This is a genomic window from Paracoccus bogoriensis (assembly GCF_019431455.1).
GTDB lineage: Bacteria > Pseudomonadota > Alphaproteobacteria > Rhodobacterales > Rhodobacteraceae > Paracoccus > Paracoccus bogoriensis.
Map to the genome: position 1 here is coordinate 90,363 of NZ_JAHYSR010000003.1, position 16,574 is coordinate 106,936.

15 protein-coding genes are annotated in these 16,574 nt (G+C 67.5%); 10 read left to right on the forward strand and 5 right to left on the reverse strand.

The window, feature by feature from the left end; translation table 11 throughout:
* Nucleotides 1-9 precede the first annotated feature (9 nt).
* Genes argH through KY389_RS02315 form a run of 4 tightly spaced genes read left to right on the forward strand, consistent with a single transcriptional unit; the run spans nucleotide 10 to nucleotide 5,394 of the window.
* The gene (gene argH, locus KY389_RS02300; RefSeq protein ID WP_219829176.1) at nucleotides 10-1,410 is read left to right on the forward strand and encodes an argininosuccinate lyase; all 1,401 of its coding nucleotides are present in this window, start codon (nucleotides 10-12) and stop codon (nucleotides 1,408-1,410) included.
* Nucleotides 1,407-1,565, forward strand: coding sequence for a lipoprotein (locus KY389_RS02305; RefSeq protein WP_219829177.1), 159 nt, complete (start codon nucleotides 1,407-1,409; stop codon nucleotides 1,563-1,565). The genes argH and KY389_RS02305 overlap by 4 nt, the downstream gene beginning before the upstream one ends.
* Nucleotides 1,565-2,830: a diaminopimelate decarboxylase gene (gene lysA, locus KY389_RS02310; RefSeq protein ID WP_219829178.1), complete on the forward strand. Its 1,266-nt coding sequence runs from the start codon at nucleotides 1,565-1,567 to the stop codon at nucleotides 2,828-2,830. Before KY389_RS02305 ends, lysA begins: the two co-directional genes overlap by 1 nt.
* Entirely contained in the window at nucleotides 2,821-5,394 is a 2,574-nt protein-coding gene (locus KY389_RS02315) for a DUF4175 domain-containing protein (RefSeq protein ID WP_246587896.1), read from the forward strand. Before lysA ends, KY389_RS02315 begins: the two co-directional genes overlap by 10 nt.
* A gap of 10 nt (nucleotides 5,395-5,404) precedes the next feature.
* On the opposite strand, the gene KY389_RS02320 is transcribed toward KY389_RS02315, so the two are convergent.
* Nucleotides 5,405-6,181, reverse strand: coding sequence for a zinc-ribbon domain-containing protein (locus tag KY389_RS02320; RefSeq protein ID WP_219829179.1), 777 nt, complete (start codon nucleotides 6,179-6,181; stop codon nucleotides 5,405-5,407).
* A gap of 123 nt (nucleotides 6,182-6,304) precedes the next feature.
* Between KY389_RS02320 and KY389_RS02325 the strand changes: the two genes are divergently transcribed.
* From KY389_RS02325 to KY389_RS02335, 3 genes are read left to right on the forward strand one after another with little or no spacing between them, the layout of a single operon-like run.
* Nucleotides 6,305-6,979: a cell division ATP-binding protein FtsE gene (locus KY389_RS02325; RefSeq protein WP_219829180.1), complete on the forward strand. Its 675-nt coding sequence runs from the start codon at nucleotides 6,305-6,307 to the stop codon at nucleotides 6,977-6,979.
* Between the two features lie 14 nt (nucleotides 6,980-6,993).
* Nucleotides 6,994-7,905, forward strand: coding sequence for a cell division protein FtsX (locus KY389_RS02330; protein ID WP_219829250.1), 912 nt, complete (start codon nucleotides 6,994-6,996; stop codon nucleotides 7,903-7,905).
* Nucleotides 7,902-8,699, forward strand: coding sequence for a lysophospholipid acyltransferase family protein (locus tag KY389_RS02335; RefSeq protein ID WP_219829181.1), 798 nt, complete (start codon nucleotides 7,902-7,904; stop codon nucleotides 8,697-8,699). The genes KY389_RS02330 and KY389_RS02335 overlap by 4 nt, the downstream gene beginning before the upstream one ends.
* Here KY389_RS02335 and KY389_RS02340 read toward each other — a convergent pair.
* The 3 genes from KY389_RS02340 to KY389_RS02350 all read right to left on the reverse strand — a co-directional run bounded on the left by KY389_RS02340 (nucleotide 8,684) and on the right by KY389_RS02350 (nucleotide 11,547).
* Nucleotides 8,684-8,914 (reverse strand): hypothetical protein, encoded by a 231-nt coding sequence (locus tag KY389_RS02340; RefSeq protein ID WP_219829182.1) that lies wholly within the window; start codon nucleotides 8,912-8,914, stop codon nucleotides 8,684-8,686. The genes KY389_RS02335 and KY389_RS02340 overlap by 16 nt on opposite strands.
* A 400-nt stretch (nucleotides 8,915-9,314) precedes the next feature.
* Complete coding sequence (locus tag KY389_RS02345) at nucleotides 9,315-10,277, reverse strand: acetyl-CoA carboxylase carboxyltransferase subunit alpha (protein ID WP_219829183.1); 963 nt, start codon at nucleotides 10,275-10,277, stop codon at nucleotides 9,315-9,317.
* Nucleotides 10,278-10,362: 85 nt separating this feature from the next.
* Nucleotides 10,363-11,547 carry a MalY/PatB family protein gene (locus KY389_RS02350; RefSeq protein WP_219829184.1) on the reverse strand — a complete coding sequence of 395 codons (1,185 nt, stop codon included), beginning with the start codon at nucleotides 11,545-11,547 and terminating at the stop codon, nucleotides 10,363-10,365.
* Nucleotides 11,548-11,624: 77 nt separating this feature from the next.
* Here KY389_RS02350 and def (KY389_RS02355) point away from each other — a divergent pair, with 77 nt between their 5' ends.
* The 3 genes from def (KY389_RS02355) to fmt all read left to right on the forward strand — a co-directional run bounded on the left by def (KY389_RS02355) (nucleotide 11,625) and on the right by fmt (nucleotide 13,643).
* Nucleotides 11,625-12,146: a peptide deformylase gene (def, locus tag KY389_RS02355; RefSeq protein ID WP_219829185.1), complete on the forward strand. Its 522-nt coding sequence runs from the start codon at nucleotides 11,625-11,627 to the stop codon at nucleotides 12,144-12,146.
* Between the two features lie 38 nt (nucleotides 12,147-12,184).
* Nucleotides 12,185-12,688 carry a peptide deformylase gene (gene def, locus KY389_RS02360; RefSeq protein ID WP_219829186.1) on the forward strand — a complete coding sequence of 168 codons (504 nt, stop codon included), beginning with the start codon at nucleotides 12,185-12,187 and terminating at the stop codon, nucleotides 12,686-12,688.
* A gap of 61 nt (nucleotides 12,689-12,749) precedes the next feature.
* Entirely contained in the window at nucleotides 12,750-13,643 is an 894-nt protein-coding gene (gene fmt, locus KY389_RS02365; RefSeq protein ID WP_219829187.1) for a methionyl-tRNA formyltransferase, read from the forward strand.
* Nucleotides 13,644-13,742: 99 nt separating this feature from the next.
* Here fmt and secA read toward each other — a convergent pair whose 3' ends face one another.
* The gene (gene secA / locus KY389_RS02370; RefSeq protein WP_219829188.1) at nucleotides 13,743-16,460 is read right to left on the reverse strand and encodes a preprotein translocase subunit SecA; all 2,718 of its coding nucleotides are present in this window, start codon (nucleotides 16,458-16,460) and stop codon (nucleotides 13,743-13,745) included.
* Nucleotides 16,461-16,574 lie beyond the last annotated feature (114 nt).

Genomic DNA, 16,574 nt, shown 5'->3' on the forward strand with positions numbered 1-16,574 from the left:
GACTTTCTGATGACAGACCGGCCAGCGACCTCTGCCAACAGCATGTGGGGCGGGCGCTTTGCCGCCGGACCCGACGCGATCATGGAGGCCATCAACGCCTCGATCGGCTTCGACCGGCGGCTTTACGCCCAGGATATCCGGGGCAGCCGGGCCCATGCCGCGATGCTGGCCGCCACGGGCATCATCAGCGATAGCGATGCGAAAGCCATCGGGGAAGGGCTGCTCACCGTCTTGTCAGAGATCGAGGCAGGGGATTTCCCCTTCCGCACCGATCTTGAGGATATCCACATGAATGTGGAGGCCCGCCTGAAAGAGATCATCGGCGAACCCGCGGGTCGGCTGCATACGGGCCGGTCGCGCAACGATCAGGTGGCCACCGATTTCCGCCTATGGGTGCGCGATCAATGCGATGCGGCCATCGAGGGGCTGGGCGCGCTGATGCGCGCCGCCCTGGCGCAGGCCGAGGCCGGGGCCGATTGGGTCATGCCGGGCTTCACCCATCTGCAGACCGCGCAGCCTGTGACCTGGGGCCATCACATGATGGCCTATGTCGAGATGTTCGGCCGCGACCTGTCGCGCTTTCAGGACGCGCGGCGGCGGATGAACGAATCGCCTCTGGGCGCGGCGGCCCTGGCCGGGACGGGCTATCCCATCGACCGCGAGATGACCGCCGCTGCGTTGGGCTTCGACCGGCCGATGGCCAACAGCCTCGACGCGGTCAGCGATCGGGATTTCGCGCTGGAATTCCTGTCGGCGGCCTCGATCTGCGCCGTCCACCTGTCGCGGCTGGCCGAGGAGCTGGTGATCTGGTCCTCGGCGCAGTTCCGCTTCGTCTCGATGTCGGACAAGTGGTCCACCGGTTCGTCGATCATGCCGCAAAAGCGCAACCCCGACGCGGCTGAACTGATCCGCGCCAAGATCGGGCGAATCCTGGGGGCGACGGTGGCGCTGTTCACGGTGATGAAGGGGCTGCCGCTGGCCTATTCCAAGGACATGCAGGAGGACAAGGAGCAGGTCTTCGACGCGGCCGACAGCCTGATGCTGGCGCTGGCGGCGATGACCGGGATGCTGTCCGACCTGACCGCGAACCGCGACCGGCTGGAGGCGGCTGCGTCCAGCGGCTTTTCCACCGCGACCGATCTGGCCGACTGGCTGGTGCGCGAACTGGGCCTGCCCTTCCGCGACGCTCATCACGTGACCGGCAGCCTTGTCGCGCTGGCCGAGGGGCGCGGCGTCGATCTGCCCGACCTGACGCTGGACGACATGCGATCGGTCCATCCGGATATCACGCAAGACGTGTTTTCCGTGCTTGGCGTGCATAATTCCGTCGCGTCGCGGCAAAGCTATGGCGGCACGGCGCCCGATCAGGTCCGTGCCCAGATCGCCCGCTGGAAGGAGAAACTGGCATGAAGACCCCGACCCTTGCCCTGATCGCGGGGCTGTTCGCGCTGTCCGCCTGCGGCGTCGATGGGCCGCCGCAGCGGCCGCCGGAAAAGCCGCTGCAGCAGCAGATCGGCGTCAGTATTGGCGGCGATGCGCGGGTGGGCGTCTCGGCGCGGCTCTGATGGATCACTTCAACTATCGCCAAGGTGAGCTCTTCGCCGAGGATGTGGCCCTGTCCTGCATTGCGCGGCAGGTCGGCAGCCCGGTCTATATCTATTCGGCCGCGACGCTTCGCAGGCATTTCGGCCTGTTCCGGCAGGCCCTGGACTGGACCGATCACCTGGTCTGCTTCGCGGTCAAGTCGAACAGCAATCTCGCCGTGCTCAAGCTGATGGGCGACATGGGGGCGGGGATGGATGTTGTCTCGGGCGGGGAATATGCCCGCGCCCGGGCGGCGGGCGTGCCGGGCGACCGGATCGTCTTTTCGGGCGTCGGCAAGACCCTGGCCGAGATGCGCATGGCCATCGAAGGCGGCATCCGCCAGTTCAACATCGAGAGCGAACCCGAGATGCAGGCCCTGTCGGCGCTGGCCGCCAGCATGGGTGCGACCGTGCCCGTGGCGATCCGCGTCAACCCGGACGTGGATGCCAAGACCCACGAGAAGATCGCCACCGGCAAGTCCGAGAACAAGTTCGGCATCCCCATCTCTCGCGCGCGCGAGGTCTATGCCGAGGCCGCAGCCCTGCCGGGGCTGCGTGTGGTGGGCGTGGATGTGCATATCGGCAGCCAACTGACCGATCTGGCACCTTTTCGCGCGGCCTATGCCAAGGTCGCGGAACTGACGCAGGCATTGCGCGCCGAAGGCCACGACATCACCCGCCTGGATCTGGGCGGCGGGCTTGGCATCCCCTATCGCCGTGACAACAACGCGCCGCCCCTGCCCATCGAATACGGCGCCGTCATCCGCGAGACCGTGGGCCATCTGGGCTGCGAGATCGAGATCGAGCCGGGGCGCAACATCGTTGGCAATGCGGGCGTGCTGCTGAGCCAGGTGATCTACGTCAAGCGCGGCGAGGATCGTGATTTCCTGATCGTGGACGCGGCGATGAACGACCTGCTGCGCCCGGCCATGTATGGCGCTCATCACGACATCGTGCCGGTCGTCGAGGCCGCGCCCGGCGCCCCCGTCCAGCCCTATGACGTGGTGGGCCCCGTCTGCGAATCCGGCGACACGTTCCAGAAGGGCGCCGAACTGCCCGCCATGGCGGCGGGTGACCTGATCGCCTTCCGCTCGGCGGGGGCCTATGGCGCGGTGATGGCGTCTGAATACAATTCGCGGCCTCTGGTGCCGGAAGTGCTGGTCGAGGGCGATCACTTCGCCGTCATCAGGGCGCGTCCGACATATGAGGAGATGCTGAGCCGGGATAGCATCCCGGCATGGCTTTGACGCGGCATCACGATGCGGAAGAAGCGCCGGGGGCCGATGGTCTCCGGGCACAGCCTGACGATGACCTGATCGCGGAAGGGCGCGGCCCGGTCGCGCGCGCGCTGCGGCTGACGCGGTGGGGCATGGTCTGGGAACGGGCCGCGCGGGCTTTCTGGCCGCTGGCGGCGCTGGTGGCCGTCGGGTTCTCGATCCTCTGGCTGGGTCTGGCCGAGCCGCTTGGCCCCGCGCTGCCCTGGACGGCGGGTCTGTGGCTGGCGGCCGTAATCGTGACGGCGATCCGGGGCGGGCTGCACTTTGTGCCGGTGCGGGATGCCGATGCGCTGGCCCGGCTGGACCGGACGCTGCCGGGGCGGCCTCTGTCGGCCCTGTCCGACCGCGCAGCAATCGGCGGCGAGGGTGCCTTGTGGCGCGCGCATCTGGCGCAGATGCGGGCGGCCGCGCTTCAGGCGCGCCCGGTGCCGCCCGACGCCCAGCTTGCGCGGCGCGACCCCTATGCGCTGCGGCTGGCCGCGATGCTGGCCCTGGTCATGGCGCTGATCTTCGGCGGCGCGGGCCAGATGGGGCAGGGCCTGTCGGCCATCGCCGCCACGATGAACCCCGCCGCTGCGCCGCAGGTGGCCACCGGCCCCTCGTGGGAGGGCTGGGCCGAGCCGCCCGCCTATACCCGCCGGCCGACGCTTTACCTGAATGCCCTGCCCGAGGGCGAGGAACTGATCCTGCCCAAGGGCTCAGTTCTGACCTTCCGTCTCTATGGCGGCGCGCAGGAGGTGGCGCAGGATATCGGCCCCTCGCTGTCGGACGACCCACTGGCCCCAAGGATCCGCGCCGAGGACAGCGGCAGCGTCGAACTGGCCGGGCGCCGTTTTCGGGTCGAGGTCTTGCCCGACCAGCCTCCGGTGATCCGCGCGGGCGCCGCGCCGATGCGCCGCGCCGATGGACGCATGGTCCAGGATTTCACCGCCGAGGATGACCATGGCGTGATTGCGGCCCATGCCGTGATCGCGCTGGATCTGGCTGCGGTCGATCGCCGCTTTGGCCTGGCCGTCGCGCCTGAGCCGCGCGAGGACATCGAGCTGACCTTGCCCCTGCCGCGCGGGGATCGCCGTCAGGTGCAGGGCCAGCTGGTCGAGGATCTGGCCCGCCACCCCTGGGCGAACCTGCCCGTGACGCTGACCTTGCGCGCCCAGGACGGGATCGAACAGGTGGCCCATGCGCCCGCCATGCGTCTTGACCTGCCGGGACGGCGCTTTTTCAACCCCTTGGCTGCCGCGCTGATCGAGATACGGCGCGATCTGCTGTGGTCGCGCGAGAATGCCCGCCGCAGCGCCCAGATCCTGCGCGCCGTGACATGGCGCCCCGAGGGCTTTGTCGAGCACGCGCTTTATGCCGAACTGCGCTCGGCCGTGACGTTGCTGGAAAGCGGCCCGCTAACCCCCGAGGCCCGCGACCGCTTGGCCGAAGCCTTGTGGCAGGCCGCGCTGGAGCTTGAGGATGGCGGTCTGGCCGATGCGCTCGCGCGGATGCGCGAGGCGCAGGAGAAGCTGTCCGAGGCGATCCGCAACGGCGCCAGCCCCGACGAGATCCAGCGCCTGATGGACGAACTGCGCGAGGCGACCGAGGCCCATACCCGGATGCTGGCGGAACAGAGCCAGCGTCAGGACCGGACCGACAGCCCCGACCGTGGCCAGAAGGGCCAGCAGATCACCGGCGATCAGATCCAGCAGATGATGGACGAGATCCAGCGCCTGATGAACGAAGGCCGGATGGCCGAGGCCGCCGCCCTGCTGGAACAGTTCAACCGCATGATGGAAAACCTTCAGGTCCAGCAGGGCGAGGGCGGCGAAGGCCATGGTCAGGGCAGTGGCGAGGGCAACCAGTCGATGAACCGCCTGGCCGACACACTACGCGAGCAGCAGCGCCTGTCCGACGACGCCTTTCGCGAGATGCAGCGCCAGTTCGGACAGGGTTTCGGCCAGGATCAGGACGGCGATCAGGCCGAGGGAACCTCGCCCGGTGAACTGGCCGAACGCCAGCGCGAACTGCGCGAGGAACTGGGCCGCCAGCGGGGTCTGATGCCCGGCCAGGGCTCGGAGGCGGGCGACCGCGCGCGGCGGCAGCTGGACGAGGCGGGTCGCGCGATGGAGGATGCCGAGGACGCGCTGCGTCGGGGCGATACGGGCGAGGCGCTGCAACGGCAGGCCGACGCGATCCAGTCGATGCGCGAGGGTATGCGCGCGCTTGGCGACATGCTGGCGGGCGACCAGGCCCCGGCGCAGCAGGGTGAGGGCCAGGACCGGGCCGAGGCGCAGGGCGCTCAGCAACCCGGCCCAGACCAACCGGGCGCGCAGGGGGCGCCGGTGGATGGCCGGCCGCAGCTTGATCCTCTGGGACGCCCGCGCCCCGGCAGCGGCAGCGTGATCACCGGCGGAGATCCCTTGGCCGAGGGGCTGGACCCGGCGCGGCGGGCGCGCGATCTGCTGGACGAGATCCGCCGCCGCAGCGGCGAGATCGCCCGCCCGCGCGAGGAACGCGATTATCTGGGCCGCCTGCTTGAACGGTTCTGAGGAACGTGCCTCAACCCGTCAGATCGCGCGCCCGATCCTGAAGCCAGAGACGGGCACGGTCCACCTCTTGCCGCATCTCCATCATCCTTTCGCCAAAGGGATTGTTGCTGGCCGCCAGTCCGGGGGCCAGCAGATACAGCGCCACGCAAGAGGCGGCGACCATCAGCGACAGGCCGAAGCCCGCCCAGTAGGCACCGCTACGCCGCCGTTTGCGCGGGGCGGGCCGGGGGTCATGCCGGCGGATGACCTGCGGGGTGGGCCGCGCGATGCCGGTGGCCGCAGAGGGCTCTGCGGGTGGCATGGCCAATGGCCGGGTGATCGGGCGCGGCGTCTCGATGCGCTGCGGCTGCGGATCGGCGCGCCGTCCGGGCCTCTCCGTCAGGGGCCGAACCTCGGGCCCAGGGGCTTTCGCGACGGGCGCGCGCTCGTCGGTATCGGTGACGGTCGTGGCGGGCCAGTCGGTCTCGTCCTCGGGCAGGACGGTCCTGATCGCGGGCGTCGGTTCTGCCCTTTCGCTTTCGCGCAGGCGGCGTTCGTGTTCGACCTCCTGCCGCAGGATGTCCAGCACATCGGCGGGCAGGCGGCTGCTGGGCGGAGGCAGGACCGGACCAGGCGCCGGAGCTGCGGCGGCGAAATCGCCCAGATCCAGCCGCGCGGGCGCTGCGTCGGGGCGGCGGGCGATCCAGACATGCCCGCAGGCGCTGCACTCGACCTCGCGGCCCGAAGCGGGGATGGCATCGGAGGGCAGCCGGTATTCGGCCTCGCAGCCGGGACAGATCAAGCTCATTTCAGACATGCCGACCCTCGTAATCGCCTTGCAGCTGTTTTATCAAGCCGGGAACCGGGTTGCAAAGCGGCAGGTCGGGACAGGCCGCGACAGAACGGCTTTGGGCAGCGAACGAGGTAGCACGTGATCGAGATGCGGGATGTCGGCTTCGGCTATCACGGAGAGGCCGATCTGTTGTCGGGCATGACGCTGACATTGCAGCCGGGCATGTTCCATTTCCTGACCGGGCCGTCGGGATCGGGCAAGACCACGCTGCTGCGGCTGTGCTATGCTGACTTGTTGCCGCGGTCGGGGCAGATGACCGCCTTCGGCCACGACATGCAGACGCTGGACCGCGACGGGATCGCCCTGCTGCGTCGCCGTGTCGGTGTCGTCCATCAGGATCCGCAATTCCTGGACCATCTGCCTCTGGCGGAAAACGTGGCCCTGCCCATGACCGTGTCCGGCGAGCCGGTCGATATGGAGGCGCTGCGCGACCTTCTGGGCTGGGTGCAGCTGTCGCAACATGCCCGCGCACTGCCGCCGTCGCTGTCGGGCGGCGAAAGGCAGCGGGCGGCGCTGGCGCGGGCGGTGATCCTGTCGCCCGATCTGGTTCTGGCGGACGAGCCGACCGGTAATCTGGACTGGGAGATGTCGATGCGGCTTTTGCAGCTGCTGATCGAATTGAACAAATCGGGCAAGACCGTGCTTGTCGCGACCCATGACCTGAACCTGATCCGGGCGGCCAAGGCGCAGGTCTCGGCGCGGGTGCTGCGGATCTCGGGCGGCAGGCTGCAACTGGCGGGGGCGGATCTATGAGGCGCAAGCGCGTCATGCCGCCCGTTCTGACGGGGCTGGTCCGGGAATTGATCGGCAGCGAGGGCGGCAAGGGCGACCGTATCGTGCCGCCGACCGGGTTCACCGCGCAGTTGACGCTGTTCTCGGCGGGGGCGATGGCGTTTCTGGCGGTGTTTGCGCTGTCGCTGGCCCTGGCGACGGGGCGGCTGGCGGATCGGTGGTCGTCGGAACTGGCCGGTTCGGTCACGGTGCGGGTCAGCGCACCCGCGGCGCAGCTTGATGCGCGGGTGCAGTCGGTGCTGACGATCCTTCAGACAACGCCTGGCGCAGGTCAGGCCCGCCGCCTGCCGCAAGACGAGGTCGCGGCGCTTCTGGAGCCGTGGTTCGGTCCCGACATGCCGGTCGATGCGCTGCCGGTGCCGGCGCTGATCGACCTGCCGGTCTCGGGGCGGGATTTCGACCCGGAAGGCCTGGCCTTGCGCCTTGAGGCCGAGGTGCCGGGCGCGGTGCTGGACGATCACAGCACATGGCGGCGTCCTCTGGTCTCGGCCGCGCAGAGGCTGCGCGTGTTGGGTATGGTCTCGCTCTTGCTGATCGGCGCGGCCTCGGCGGCAATGATCACGCTGGCGGCCAAGGCAGCCCTGGCGGCGAACGGTCAGGTCATCCGCGTTCTGCGCCTGATCGGGGCGCGCGACATCACCATCGCCACGGCCTTCGTGCGCCGCTTCACCCGCCGTGCGGCGGTGGGCGCCAGCGTCGGCACGCTGGCCGGGATGGCAGCGGTCGCCATGCTGCCCGATACCAGCGCGGCGGGCGGCTTTCTGACAGGACTGGGCTTTCAGGGCTGGGGCTGGCTGCTGCCGCTGCTGATCCCGGTTGCCGCAGCCGGGGTCGGCTTTGTTGCGACCCGTTGGGCCGCGCTGAAGATGCTGGAGGCGGTGCGATGAGGCGCCATGAGAACCCTCGTCCGGGGCGTCTGACGGCGTGGCAATACGTGCAAAACGTCCTCTATTATCTGCACATCGCGCTGGCAACGCTGGTGATCGGGCTTTTCGGCATCGTGCTGGTGCTGGCGCAGGGCAGGGCCGGTGCCAACAGGGTTGCGACCTTCTGGATCGGCTATGTGATCTGGGCCGCGCGTCTGCATCTGGGCCTGACCTGCGAGATCCGCGGCACGCCTCCGACCGGGGATTGCATCGTCGCGGCCAAGCATCAGTGCTTCTGGGACATCCTTGTCATCGCCCATGCGGTGCCGCGCCGCGCCTTCATCATGAAGCGCGAGGTGATGCGCGTGCCGATCATGGGTTGGTATGCGTGGAAGGTGGGCTGCATCCCCATCGACCGCTCGCGCGGGCGCGATGCGATGGCGGCGATTTCGGCCACGATCAATCAGCGGATCGCGGGTGACGGGCTGGGGCAGCTGATCATCTATCCCGAGGGCACACGCACTCTGCCGGGCCAGCGCCGTCCCTACAAACAAGGCGTGGCCACGATCCGCGCCGCGACCGGGCTGCCTGTCGTACCGGTCGCGGTCAATACCGGCATGTTCTGGCCGCGCAAGGGCTGGGGCATCCGCCCCGGCCGCGCCGTGGTCGAGTTCCTGCCCGCGATCGGCCCCGACCTGCCCCAGGAAGCATTGATGACCCGGCTCGAGGCCGAGATCGAGACGCGCTCGGATCTGCTGATGGCCGAGGCAGGGTTGATCCTGCCCCGGCCGGACGCCGATCAGCGCAGCTCGTAATAGCGCGGCACCGTCGGCGGCTCGGGCGGCAGGCCGATGTCGCGCCGCATATGCGGACTGAGGCGGTAGGGGTCGGGCGGCCTGGGCCGCCGCCGTCTGGGCAGAAGCAATGCCCGGATCATCGCCCATAGGACCGCCGCGCGTCCATGGCGGGCGATCAGGCGGTGAAGGGCAGGGTTCAGGCGCGAAGCCTGCGGATGCAGTTCGGCGATCATCGTCGTCTCCTCGGCCCGGCCAAGGCGGGGCCATGTCTGGATTGCGGTCGGAAAGGCGCCATGCCGGACAGCCGCGCGAAAGCGCAGCTTCGGTGCGGGTATCAGATCGTGGCGCGGTGGGTGTGCCCGCCGTTCCGGCCCGAAACGGGCGCAGAGGGCGTATCGAAGGCCTCAGGCGCGGTTGCGCGAGCGGTCTTGTCGGTTCGCCTTGCGGGACGGGCGGGTTGCCTGGCGATGGATCATCTGCGCCCCTCCTGTCTTGCAAATTGCGGGCATGGGACTGCTGGCACCATTTTGCACAGCGCGCAATTGGCCGTGCAACAGACCGGGCAGTTTTCCCCAGCCTGTTGCCGATGGATCACAATGTCGTAATGATGTCGTAATGTCGTCAGGTGGCGCGTCAGGCGGCCAGCGCGTGGGCACCCATCGCGCGAAACTTTTCGCGCCGGTCGCGGATCAGATCGGCGGGCTTCATGCCCGACAATTCCGCCAGCATCGCGCCGATCTCGACGCCTACGGCAGCGATGGCGGCGGCGGGATCGCGCTGCGCGCCGCCGATCGGTTCGGGGATGATTCGGTCGATCACGTCCAGCTTCTTGAGATCCTGCGCGGTCAGGCGCAGCGCCTCGGCCGCGTCGCGCATCTTTTCGGCATCCTTCCACAGGATCGAGGCGCAGCCCTCGGGCGAGATCACGGAATAGATCGAATGCTCCAGCATGGCGATGCGGTTGGCAGTGGCGAAGGCCACGGCGCCGCCCGACCCGCCCTCGCCAATGATGACGCTGACCAACGGCACGCCGATTTCCAGGCATTTCATCGTGCAACGCGCGATGGCTTCGGATTGGCCGCGTTCTTCGGCGCCCTTGCCTGGATAGGCGCCGGGCGTATCGACCAGCGTGATGACCGGCAGGCCGAAGCGGTGCGCCATGTCCATCAGGCGGATCGCCTTGCGATAGCCCTCGGGGCGGGCCATGCCGAAATTGTGGTGGATGCGCGATTTGGTGTCGTTGCCCTTTTCATGGCCGATCACCATGCAGGGCATCTCATTGAAGCGCGCAAGGCCAGCCATCACCGCATGATCGTCGCCAAAGGCGCGGTCGCCTGCCAGGGGCGTGAATTCGGTGAACAGCGCTTGGACATAGTCGCTGCAATGAGGGCGGTCGGCATGGCGCGCAACCAGCGTCTTGCGCCAGGGCGTCAGCGAGGCGTAAAGTTCGCCCAGCATCTGCTGCGCCTTGGCATCCAGCGCGGCGGCCTCTTTCTCGACATCGACGGCCCCTTCGCCCTTGCGGGCCATGGCGCGAAGTTCTTCGGCCTTGGCCTCGATATCGGCAAGCGGCTTTTCGAAATCCAGATAGACCATGCGCGGCGCCCCTTGGGTTCGGATCTGGCGCTATATAGGCCGGGCCGACGCATCATGCAACGCGCCTGACCCCTGTGACGGGCCTCTATTGCAGATCCGCAAAGGCGGCGGTCAGACGCTGGACCGCCTCGGCCACGCGGGCGCGCGGCGTGGCCAGGTTGAAGCGCAGGAAGTTCTCGCCTCCCGCGCCGAAGCTGGCGCCGTGATTGGCGGCAATCCGGGCCTGCCCCTCGACCCGCGCGATGAATTCGGGCGGCGCCATGCCGGTCCCCGAGAAATCGACCCAGGCCAGATAGGTCGCCTGCAAGGGCATCGACCGCAGCCCGGGGATCGCGTTCACGCCTTGGTCGAACAGCCGCCGGTTGCCGTCCAGATAGGCGCAGAGATGGTCGATCCATTCCGCGCCTTCGGGCGAATAGGCGGCGGCGACCATGTCCATCCCCATGAAGGCGGGCGAGATGCCGCGCGCCAGAAGCGTTGCCTTGAACCGCGCCCGCAGGTCGGGATCGGCGATGATCGCATTGCCGATATGAGCGCCCGCGATATTGAAGCTTTTGGTGGCGGCGGTCAGCGTCACCAGCCGGTCGGCGATTTCGGGGATCAGGGCGGCGATCATCCGATGGCGCGGCGCGCCGGGCATGACCAGATCGCAATGGATGTCGTCGGACACAAGGATCAGGTCGTTGCGGATGCAGAAATCGGCCACCTCGCGCAGCTCGGTCTCGGACCAGACCCGGCCGCCGGGATTGTGCGGCGAACAGAGGATCAACATACGCTCGTCCCCCGTCAGCTGCGTCTGCCAGCTCTGCCAGTCCATCCGGTAGAGGCCCTGATCCAGTGCCAGAGGCAGCTCGACCAGCCTGCGCCCCGAGGCCCGGATCGTGCGGGCAAAGGCGTGATAGACCGGGCTCATCACGATGACCCCGTCGCCCGGCTGCGTCAGCGCGTCGAGCGCCATGGCAACGCCATTGACCAGCCCCGCGCAGGTCAGCACCCATTCGGGTTGGATCTGCCAGCCGTGGCGCGCCTGCATCCACCAGCAGATCGCGTCCAGATAGGGCCGGTTCGCGCCGGGATAGCCATAGATGCCGTGGGCCGCATGAGCCTCGACCGCGCGCTGGACGGCGGCGGGCGGGCGGAAATCCATGTCCGCCACCCACATGGCGATGCCGTCATGCGGCGAGACGCCGTAATGCGCCGCCATGTCATCCCATTTGCTGCAATAAGTGCCGCGACGGTCGATGATTTCGTCAAAATCGGGGGTGGTCACGGGATGTCCTGTCCTTTGCCTGTCGCGGGGATTGCCGCGTTGTTGCGTCGCGCGCGAGCTTCGCCTACATGCGCGTCATGAGCCTGAGACCCATCCTGATCCATCCCGATCCGCGCCTCAAGCGTGTGGCCGACCCGATTGCCCGCATCACGCCGGACATCGAGACCCTGGCCGCCGACATGATCGCGACGATGTATGACGCGCCCGGCATCGGCCTGGCCGGCCCGCAGGTCGGCGTGTTGCAGCGCATCTTCGTGATGGACGCGACCCGCGACCCCGAGGCCGAGCCCGATCCGATGGTTCTGGTGAACCCGGAACTGGTCTGGCGATCGGACGCGACGAATGTCTATGAGGAAGGCTGCCTGTCGATCCCCGACCAATATGCCGAGGTGACGCGCCCGGCCGAGGTCCGGCTGCGCTGGCTGGGGCTTGACGGCAAGGTTCACGAGCGCGATTTCGACGGGCTGGCCGCGACCTGCGCCCAGCATGAACTGGATCATCTGGACGGAGTGCTGTTCATCGACCACCTCTCGGCGATCCGGCGCCAGATGATCACGCGAAAGATGCAGAAGCTCAAGCGGGACCGGGCGCGCAGCTGAAGCTCGCGTCGCGCCCTCTTTGGACAAGGACCAGCGCCATGGCCGTGCGGCCCTTCATCCCCTATTCCGACCCGCGCCTGCATCGCCCGGCCGAGCCCGTCGAAGCCGTGAACGAGGCCGTGCGGATGATCTGGGACGACATGATCGACACGATGGAGGCGATGCCGGGCGTGGGCCTTGCCGCGCCGCAGATCGGGATCATGCTGCGTCTGGCGGTGGTCGATGCGTCCGACAAGCGTGGTCAGGCGGTACGGATGGCCAATCCCGAGATCCTGTATGCCAGCGTTCAGTTGCGCAGCCATGACGAGGCGAGCCCCAACCTGCCCGGCGTCTGGGCGCCGGTGAAGCGGCCGCGCGCCGTCACGGTGCGGTTCCTCAACGAACAGGGGCAGATCGAGGATCGCGATTTCGTCGGCCTGTGGGCGACCAGCGTGCAGCATCAGATCGACCATCTGGAGGGGCGGGTTTATGTGGATTATCTGACGCCCTTGCGGCGCAGGATGCTGGTCGCGAGATCGGCGAAGCTGGCGCGGAGGGGATAGCGCCAGGGATTGCCTGCCCCTGGACCGCCGGGGATGTTCGGATCAAGGCAAAGGAGTGGCCATGCGCGTCATTTTCATGGGGACGCCAGATTTTTCGGTTCCTGCCCTGCGCGAGATCGCCGCGCGCCATGAGATCGTGGCGGTTTATACGCAGCCGCCCAGGGCGGCCGGGCGCGGGCAGAAGCCGCGCGTCTCGCCGGTTCAAGCGGCGGCCGAGGCTCTGGGCCTGCCGGTGCGCCATCCCGAGCAGTTGCGCGATCCGGCCGAGCAGGGCGCCTTTGCTGCGTTGGACGCGGATGTGGCGGTCGTGGTGGCCTATGGGCTGATCCTGCCGCAGCCGGTTCTGGACGCGCCGCGGCTGGGCTGTCTGAATATCCATGCCTCGATCCTGCCGCGCTGGCGAGGGGCCGCGCCCATTCAGCGGGCCATCATGGCGGGGGATGCCGAAACGGGCGTTGCGATCATGCAGATGGAGGCCGGGCTGGATACCGGTCCGGTCCTGGCCGAGGCGCGCACGCCCATTGGCACCGAGGAGACCGCTGCCGATCTGCATGACCGTTTGTCCGGCATGGGTGCAACCTTGATCTGCGATGTGCTGGGGCGCCTGCCTCTGCCCGCTGTGCCGCAGGCGTCGGAGGGTGTCACCTATGCCTCCAAGATCCTGAAGGACGAGGCGCGCATCGACTGGACAAGGCCCGCGGCCGAGATCGACCGACAGATCCGTGGCCTGTCGCCTTTTCCCGGCGCCTGGTGCGATATCGGCGGAGAACGCGTCAAGCTGCTCCGCGCGCGGCTGATCGAGGGCGAGGGTGCGCCGGGCGAGGTTCTGGGAGGATTTCGGGTGGCCTGCGGGACAGGCGCGCTGGAAATCACCGAGGCCCAGCGTGCGGGAAAGAGGGCTATGCGTGCCGATGATCTTGTGCGCGGATGGGCGCTGCCTTTGCGTTTGGGGTAGGGCCGGGCAGGGCCCGGCCTCGCGCCTGGCCGTGGCGGGGCTTGTCCCCGCCCGGCGGGCGCGATCCTGTCGCGGGACGCAATCCGTCTTGCGGCGATTTCAGAAAGCGCCGTGGCAGTGCTTGAATTTCTTGCCCGAACCGCAGGGACAGGGTTCGTTGCGCGAGGGGTTGCCCCAGGTTGCGGGATCGGCCTCGTCGAAGCCCTCGATCAGCGGCACAGGCTTCCTTGCGTCCGAGGCAGACTGGCTGTCTGCCCCATGCGCCTGGCTCAGGCGATCCTGCGCAGCCCTCTGCTGTTCGGCCATCTGGCGCAGCATCTCTTCGCGTTCGGCATCGGTCAGCGGGCGGATCTGCGACAGGCGCTGCGTCACGTCGAAGCGCAGGCTGTCCAGCAGCGATTCGAAAAGCTGGAAGGCCTCGGTCTTGTATTCCGAGAGCGGGTCGCGCTGCGCGTAGCCGCGGAAGCCCACGACCGAGCGCAGATGTTCCAGCGTCAGCAGGTGGTCGCGCCATTTCTGGTCGATCATCTGCAGCAGCACCTGCTTTTCGACGGTCTTCATCGTCTCGGGGCCGAAGGCGGCGGCCTTTTCGGCCATGTAGCGGTCGCTCGCTTCGGTAATCCGCTCGCGCATCACCTCTTGATCGACGCCCTCTTCCTCGGCCCACTCGACGATGGGCAGGTTCATGTTCAGTTTTTCACGAACTGCGTTTTTCAGGCCCTCGGTATCCCACTGGTCGGCATAAGTCCTGGCAGGCATGAAATCCTCGACCAGATCGTCGATGACCTGGTGGCGCATGTCGGCGGTGATCTCGCCCACTTCGTCGCTGTCCATGATCTCGCGGCGCTGGCCGAAGATGGCCTTGCGCTGATCGTTCATCACGTCGTCGAACTTCAGCAACTGCTTGCGGATGTCGAAATTGCGCCCCTCGACCTTGGCCTGGGCGCGTTCCAGCGACTTGTTCACCCAAGGGTGCACGATCGCCTCGCCTTCTTTCATGCCGAGGGTCGAGAGCACCTTGTCCAGCCGGTCAGAGCCGAAAATCCGCATCAGGTCGTCTTCCAGCGACAGGAAGAACAGCGACCTGCCCGGATCGCCCTGACGGCCCGAACGGCCGCGCAGCTGGTTGTCGATCCGGCGGCTTTCATGACGTTCGGTGCCCAGGACGAACAGGCCGCCCGACTCGAGCACCTTCTGCCTGTCGGCGGCGTGTTCGGCCTCGATCCGGGCGCGGGTGGCGTCGGGATCGGCCGAGGGATCGGCCCTCAGCGCCTCCATCACCTTCATCTCGACATTGCCGCCAAGCTGGATGTCGGTGCCGCGTCCGGCCATGTTGGTGGCGATGGTCACCGCGCCGGGCTTACCCGCATCGGCGACGATCTGCGCCTCGGCCTCGTGCTGGCGGGCGTTCAGGACGTTATGCGCGATCCCCTCGCGGCTCAGCAGTCCCGACAGCATCTCGGATTTCTCGATGCTGGTCGTGCCGACCAGGATCGGCTGGCCCTTGGCATGAGCCTCCTTGATGGCCTCGACGACGGCGGCGTATTTTTCCTTGGCGGTGCGATAGACGCGGTCATGTTCGTCGATTCGCGCGATGCCGCGATTGGTCGGAACCTCGACAACGCCCAGCTTGTAGATTTCCTGGAATTCCTCGGCCTCGGTCGCGGCCGTGCCGGTCATTCCGGCCAGTTTGGAATAAAGCCGGAAATAGTTCTGGAAGGTCACGCTGGCCAGGGTCACGTTCTCGGGCTGGATATCCACGCCCTCCTTGGCCTCGATCGCCTGATGCAACCCGTCGGACAGGCGGCGGCCCTTCATCATCCGGCCGGTGAATTCGTCGATCAGCATCACCTCGCCGTTGCGGACCATGTAATGCTGATCCTTCAGGAACAGCTTGTGCGCGCGCAGCGCCTGGTTGGCGTGGTGAACGATGGTGGTCGATTCCGGGTCATAGAGCGTCTGCCCCTCGGGCAGCACCCCATCGGCCTGAAGCCGCTGTTCGAGAAACTCGTTGCCCTCTTCGGTGAAGGTGGCGTTGCGCGCCTTCTCGTCCAGCTTGTAATGCTGGTCCGTCAGAAGCGGGATATACTTGTCCAGCACGCGGTAAAGTTCCGACCGGTCCTGGCTGGGCCCCGAGATGATCAGCGGCGTGCGCGCCTCGTCGATGAGGATGCTGTCCACCTCGTCCACGATGGCGAAATTGTGGCCGCGCTGGACCATTTCGGCCACCGAGCCCTTCATGTTGTCGCGCAGATAGTCGAAGCCCAGCTCGTTATTGGTCGCATAGGTCACGTCGCAGGCATAGGCGGCGCGCTTTTCGTCCTCGGGCTGGAAAGGATAGACGACGCCGCAGGTCATGCCCAGCTGCGTATAGACCTTGGACATCCATTCCGCGTCGCGCTTGGCCAGGTAGTCGTTGACCGTGACCACATGCACGCCCTTGCCCGACAGCGCGTTCAGATAGGCCGGGAAGGTCGCGACCAGGGTCTTGCCCTCGCCGGTCTTCATCTCGGCGATGTTGCCCTGATGCAGAAAGATCCCGCCCATCAGCTGCACATCGAAGGCGCGCAGGCCAAGCGCGCGGCGCGCGCCCTCGCGGCAATTCGCAAAGGCCTCGGGCAGGATGTCGTCGAGGCTCTCGCCCCCCGCCACGCGGTTCCGGAATTCGCGCGTCTTTTCGATCAGCCCTTGGTCGGACAGCGCCTTGAACTCGGCCTCCAGCGCGTTGATTCGCGCGACAAGCGGGCGCGTGGCCTTGATCTTGCGGTCATTGGGCGTGCCAAAGACCATCTTCGCCAGATTTCCGATGCCGAGCATGTCACCTTCGCAATCACGTTGTTGGGAAAGGCGCCTGTGCCGCGGGCCACTTGCCCGCACAGGCCGCATTGCCGTATCAGGGGCCTGAACGAAACGCGGCGGCGGCGCCTTCCA

What these genes read in the sequence shown, in the direction of transcription:
- argH (WP_219829176.1), top strand. Translation starts at nt 10, where the DNA reads ATGACAGACCGGCCAGCGACCTCTGCCAACAGCATGTGGGGCGGGCGC.
- KY389_RS02305 (WP_219829177.1), top strand. Translation starts at nt 1,407, where the DNA reads ATGAAGACCCCGACCCTTGCCCTGATCGCGGGGCTGTTCGCGCTGTCC.
- lysA (WP_219829178.1), top strand. Translation starts at nt 1,565, where the DNA reads ATGGATCACTTCAACTATCGCCAAGGTGAGCTCTTCGCCGAGGATGTG.
- KY389_RS02315 (WP_246587896.1), top strand. Translation starts at nt 2,821, where the DNA reads ATGGCTTTGACGCGGCATCACGATGCGGAAGAAGCGCCGGGGGCCGAT.
- KY389_RS02320 (WP_219829179.1), bottom strand. Translation starts at nt 6,181, where the DNA reads ATGAGCTTGATCTGTCCCGGCTGCGAGGCCGAATACCGGCTGCCCTCC.
- KY389_RS02330 (WP_219829250.1), top strand. Translation starts at nt 6,994, where the DNA reads ATGCCGCCCGTTCTGACGGGGCTGGTCCGGGAATTGATCGGCAGCGAG.
- KY389_RS02335 (WP_219829181.1), top strand. Translation starts at nt 7,902, where the DNA reads ATGAGGCGCCATGAGAACCCTCGTCCGGGGCGTCTGACGGCGTGGCAA.
- KY389_RS02340 (WP_219829182.1), bottom strand. Translation starts at nt 8,914, where the DNA reads ATGATCGCCGAACTGCATCCGCAGGCTTCGCGCCTGAACCCTGCCCTT.
- KY389_RS02345 (WP_219829183.1), bottom strand. Translation starts at nt 10,277, where the DNA reads ATGGTCTATCTGGATTTCGAAAAGCCGCTTGCCGATATCGAGGCCAAG.
- def (WP_219829185.1), top strand. Translation starts at nt 11,625, where the DNA reads ATGAGCCTGAGACCCATCCTGATCCATCCCGATCCGCGCCTCAAGCGT.
- def (WP_219829186.1), top strand. Translation starts at nt 12,185, where the DNA reads ATGGCCGTGCGGCCCTTCATCCCCTATTCCGACCCGCGCCTGCATCGC.
- fmt (WP_219829187.1), top strand. Translation starts at nt 12,750, where the DNA reads ATGCGCGTCATTTTCATGGGGACGCCAGATTTTTCGGTTCCTGCCCTG.
- secA (WP_219829188.1), bottom strand. Translation starts at nt 16,460, where the DNA reads ATGCTCGGCATCGGAAATCTGGCGAAGATGGTCTTTGGCACGCCCAAT.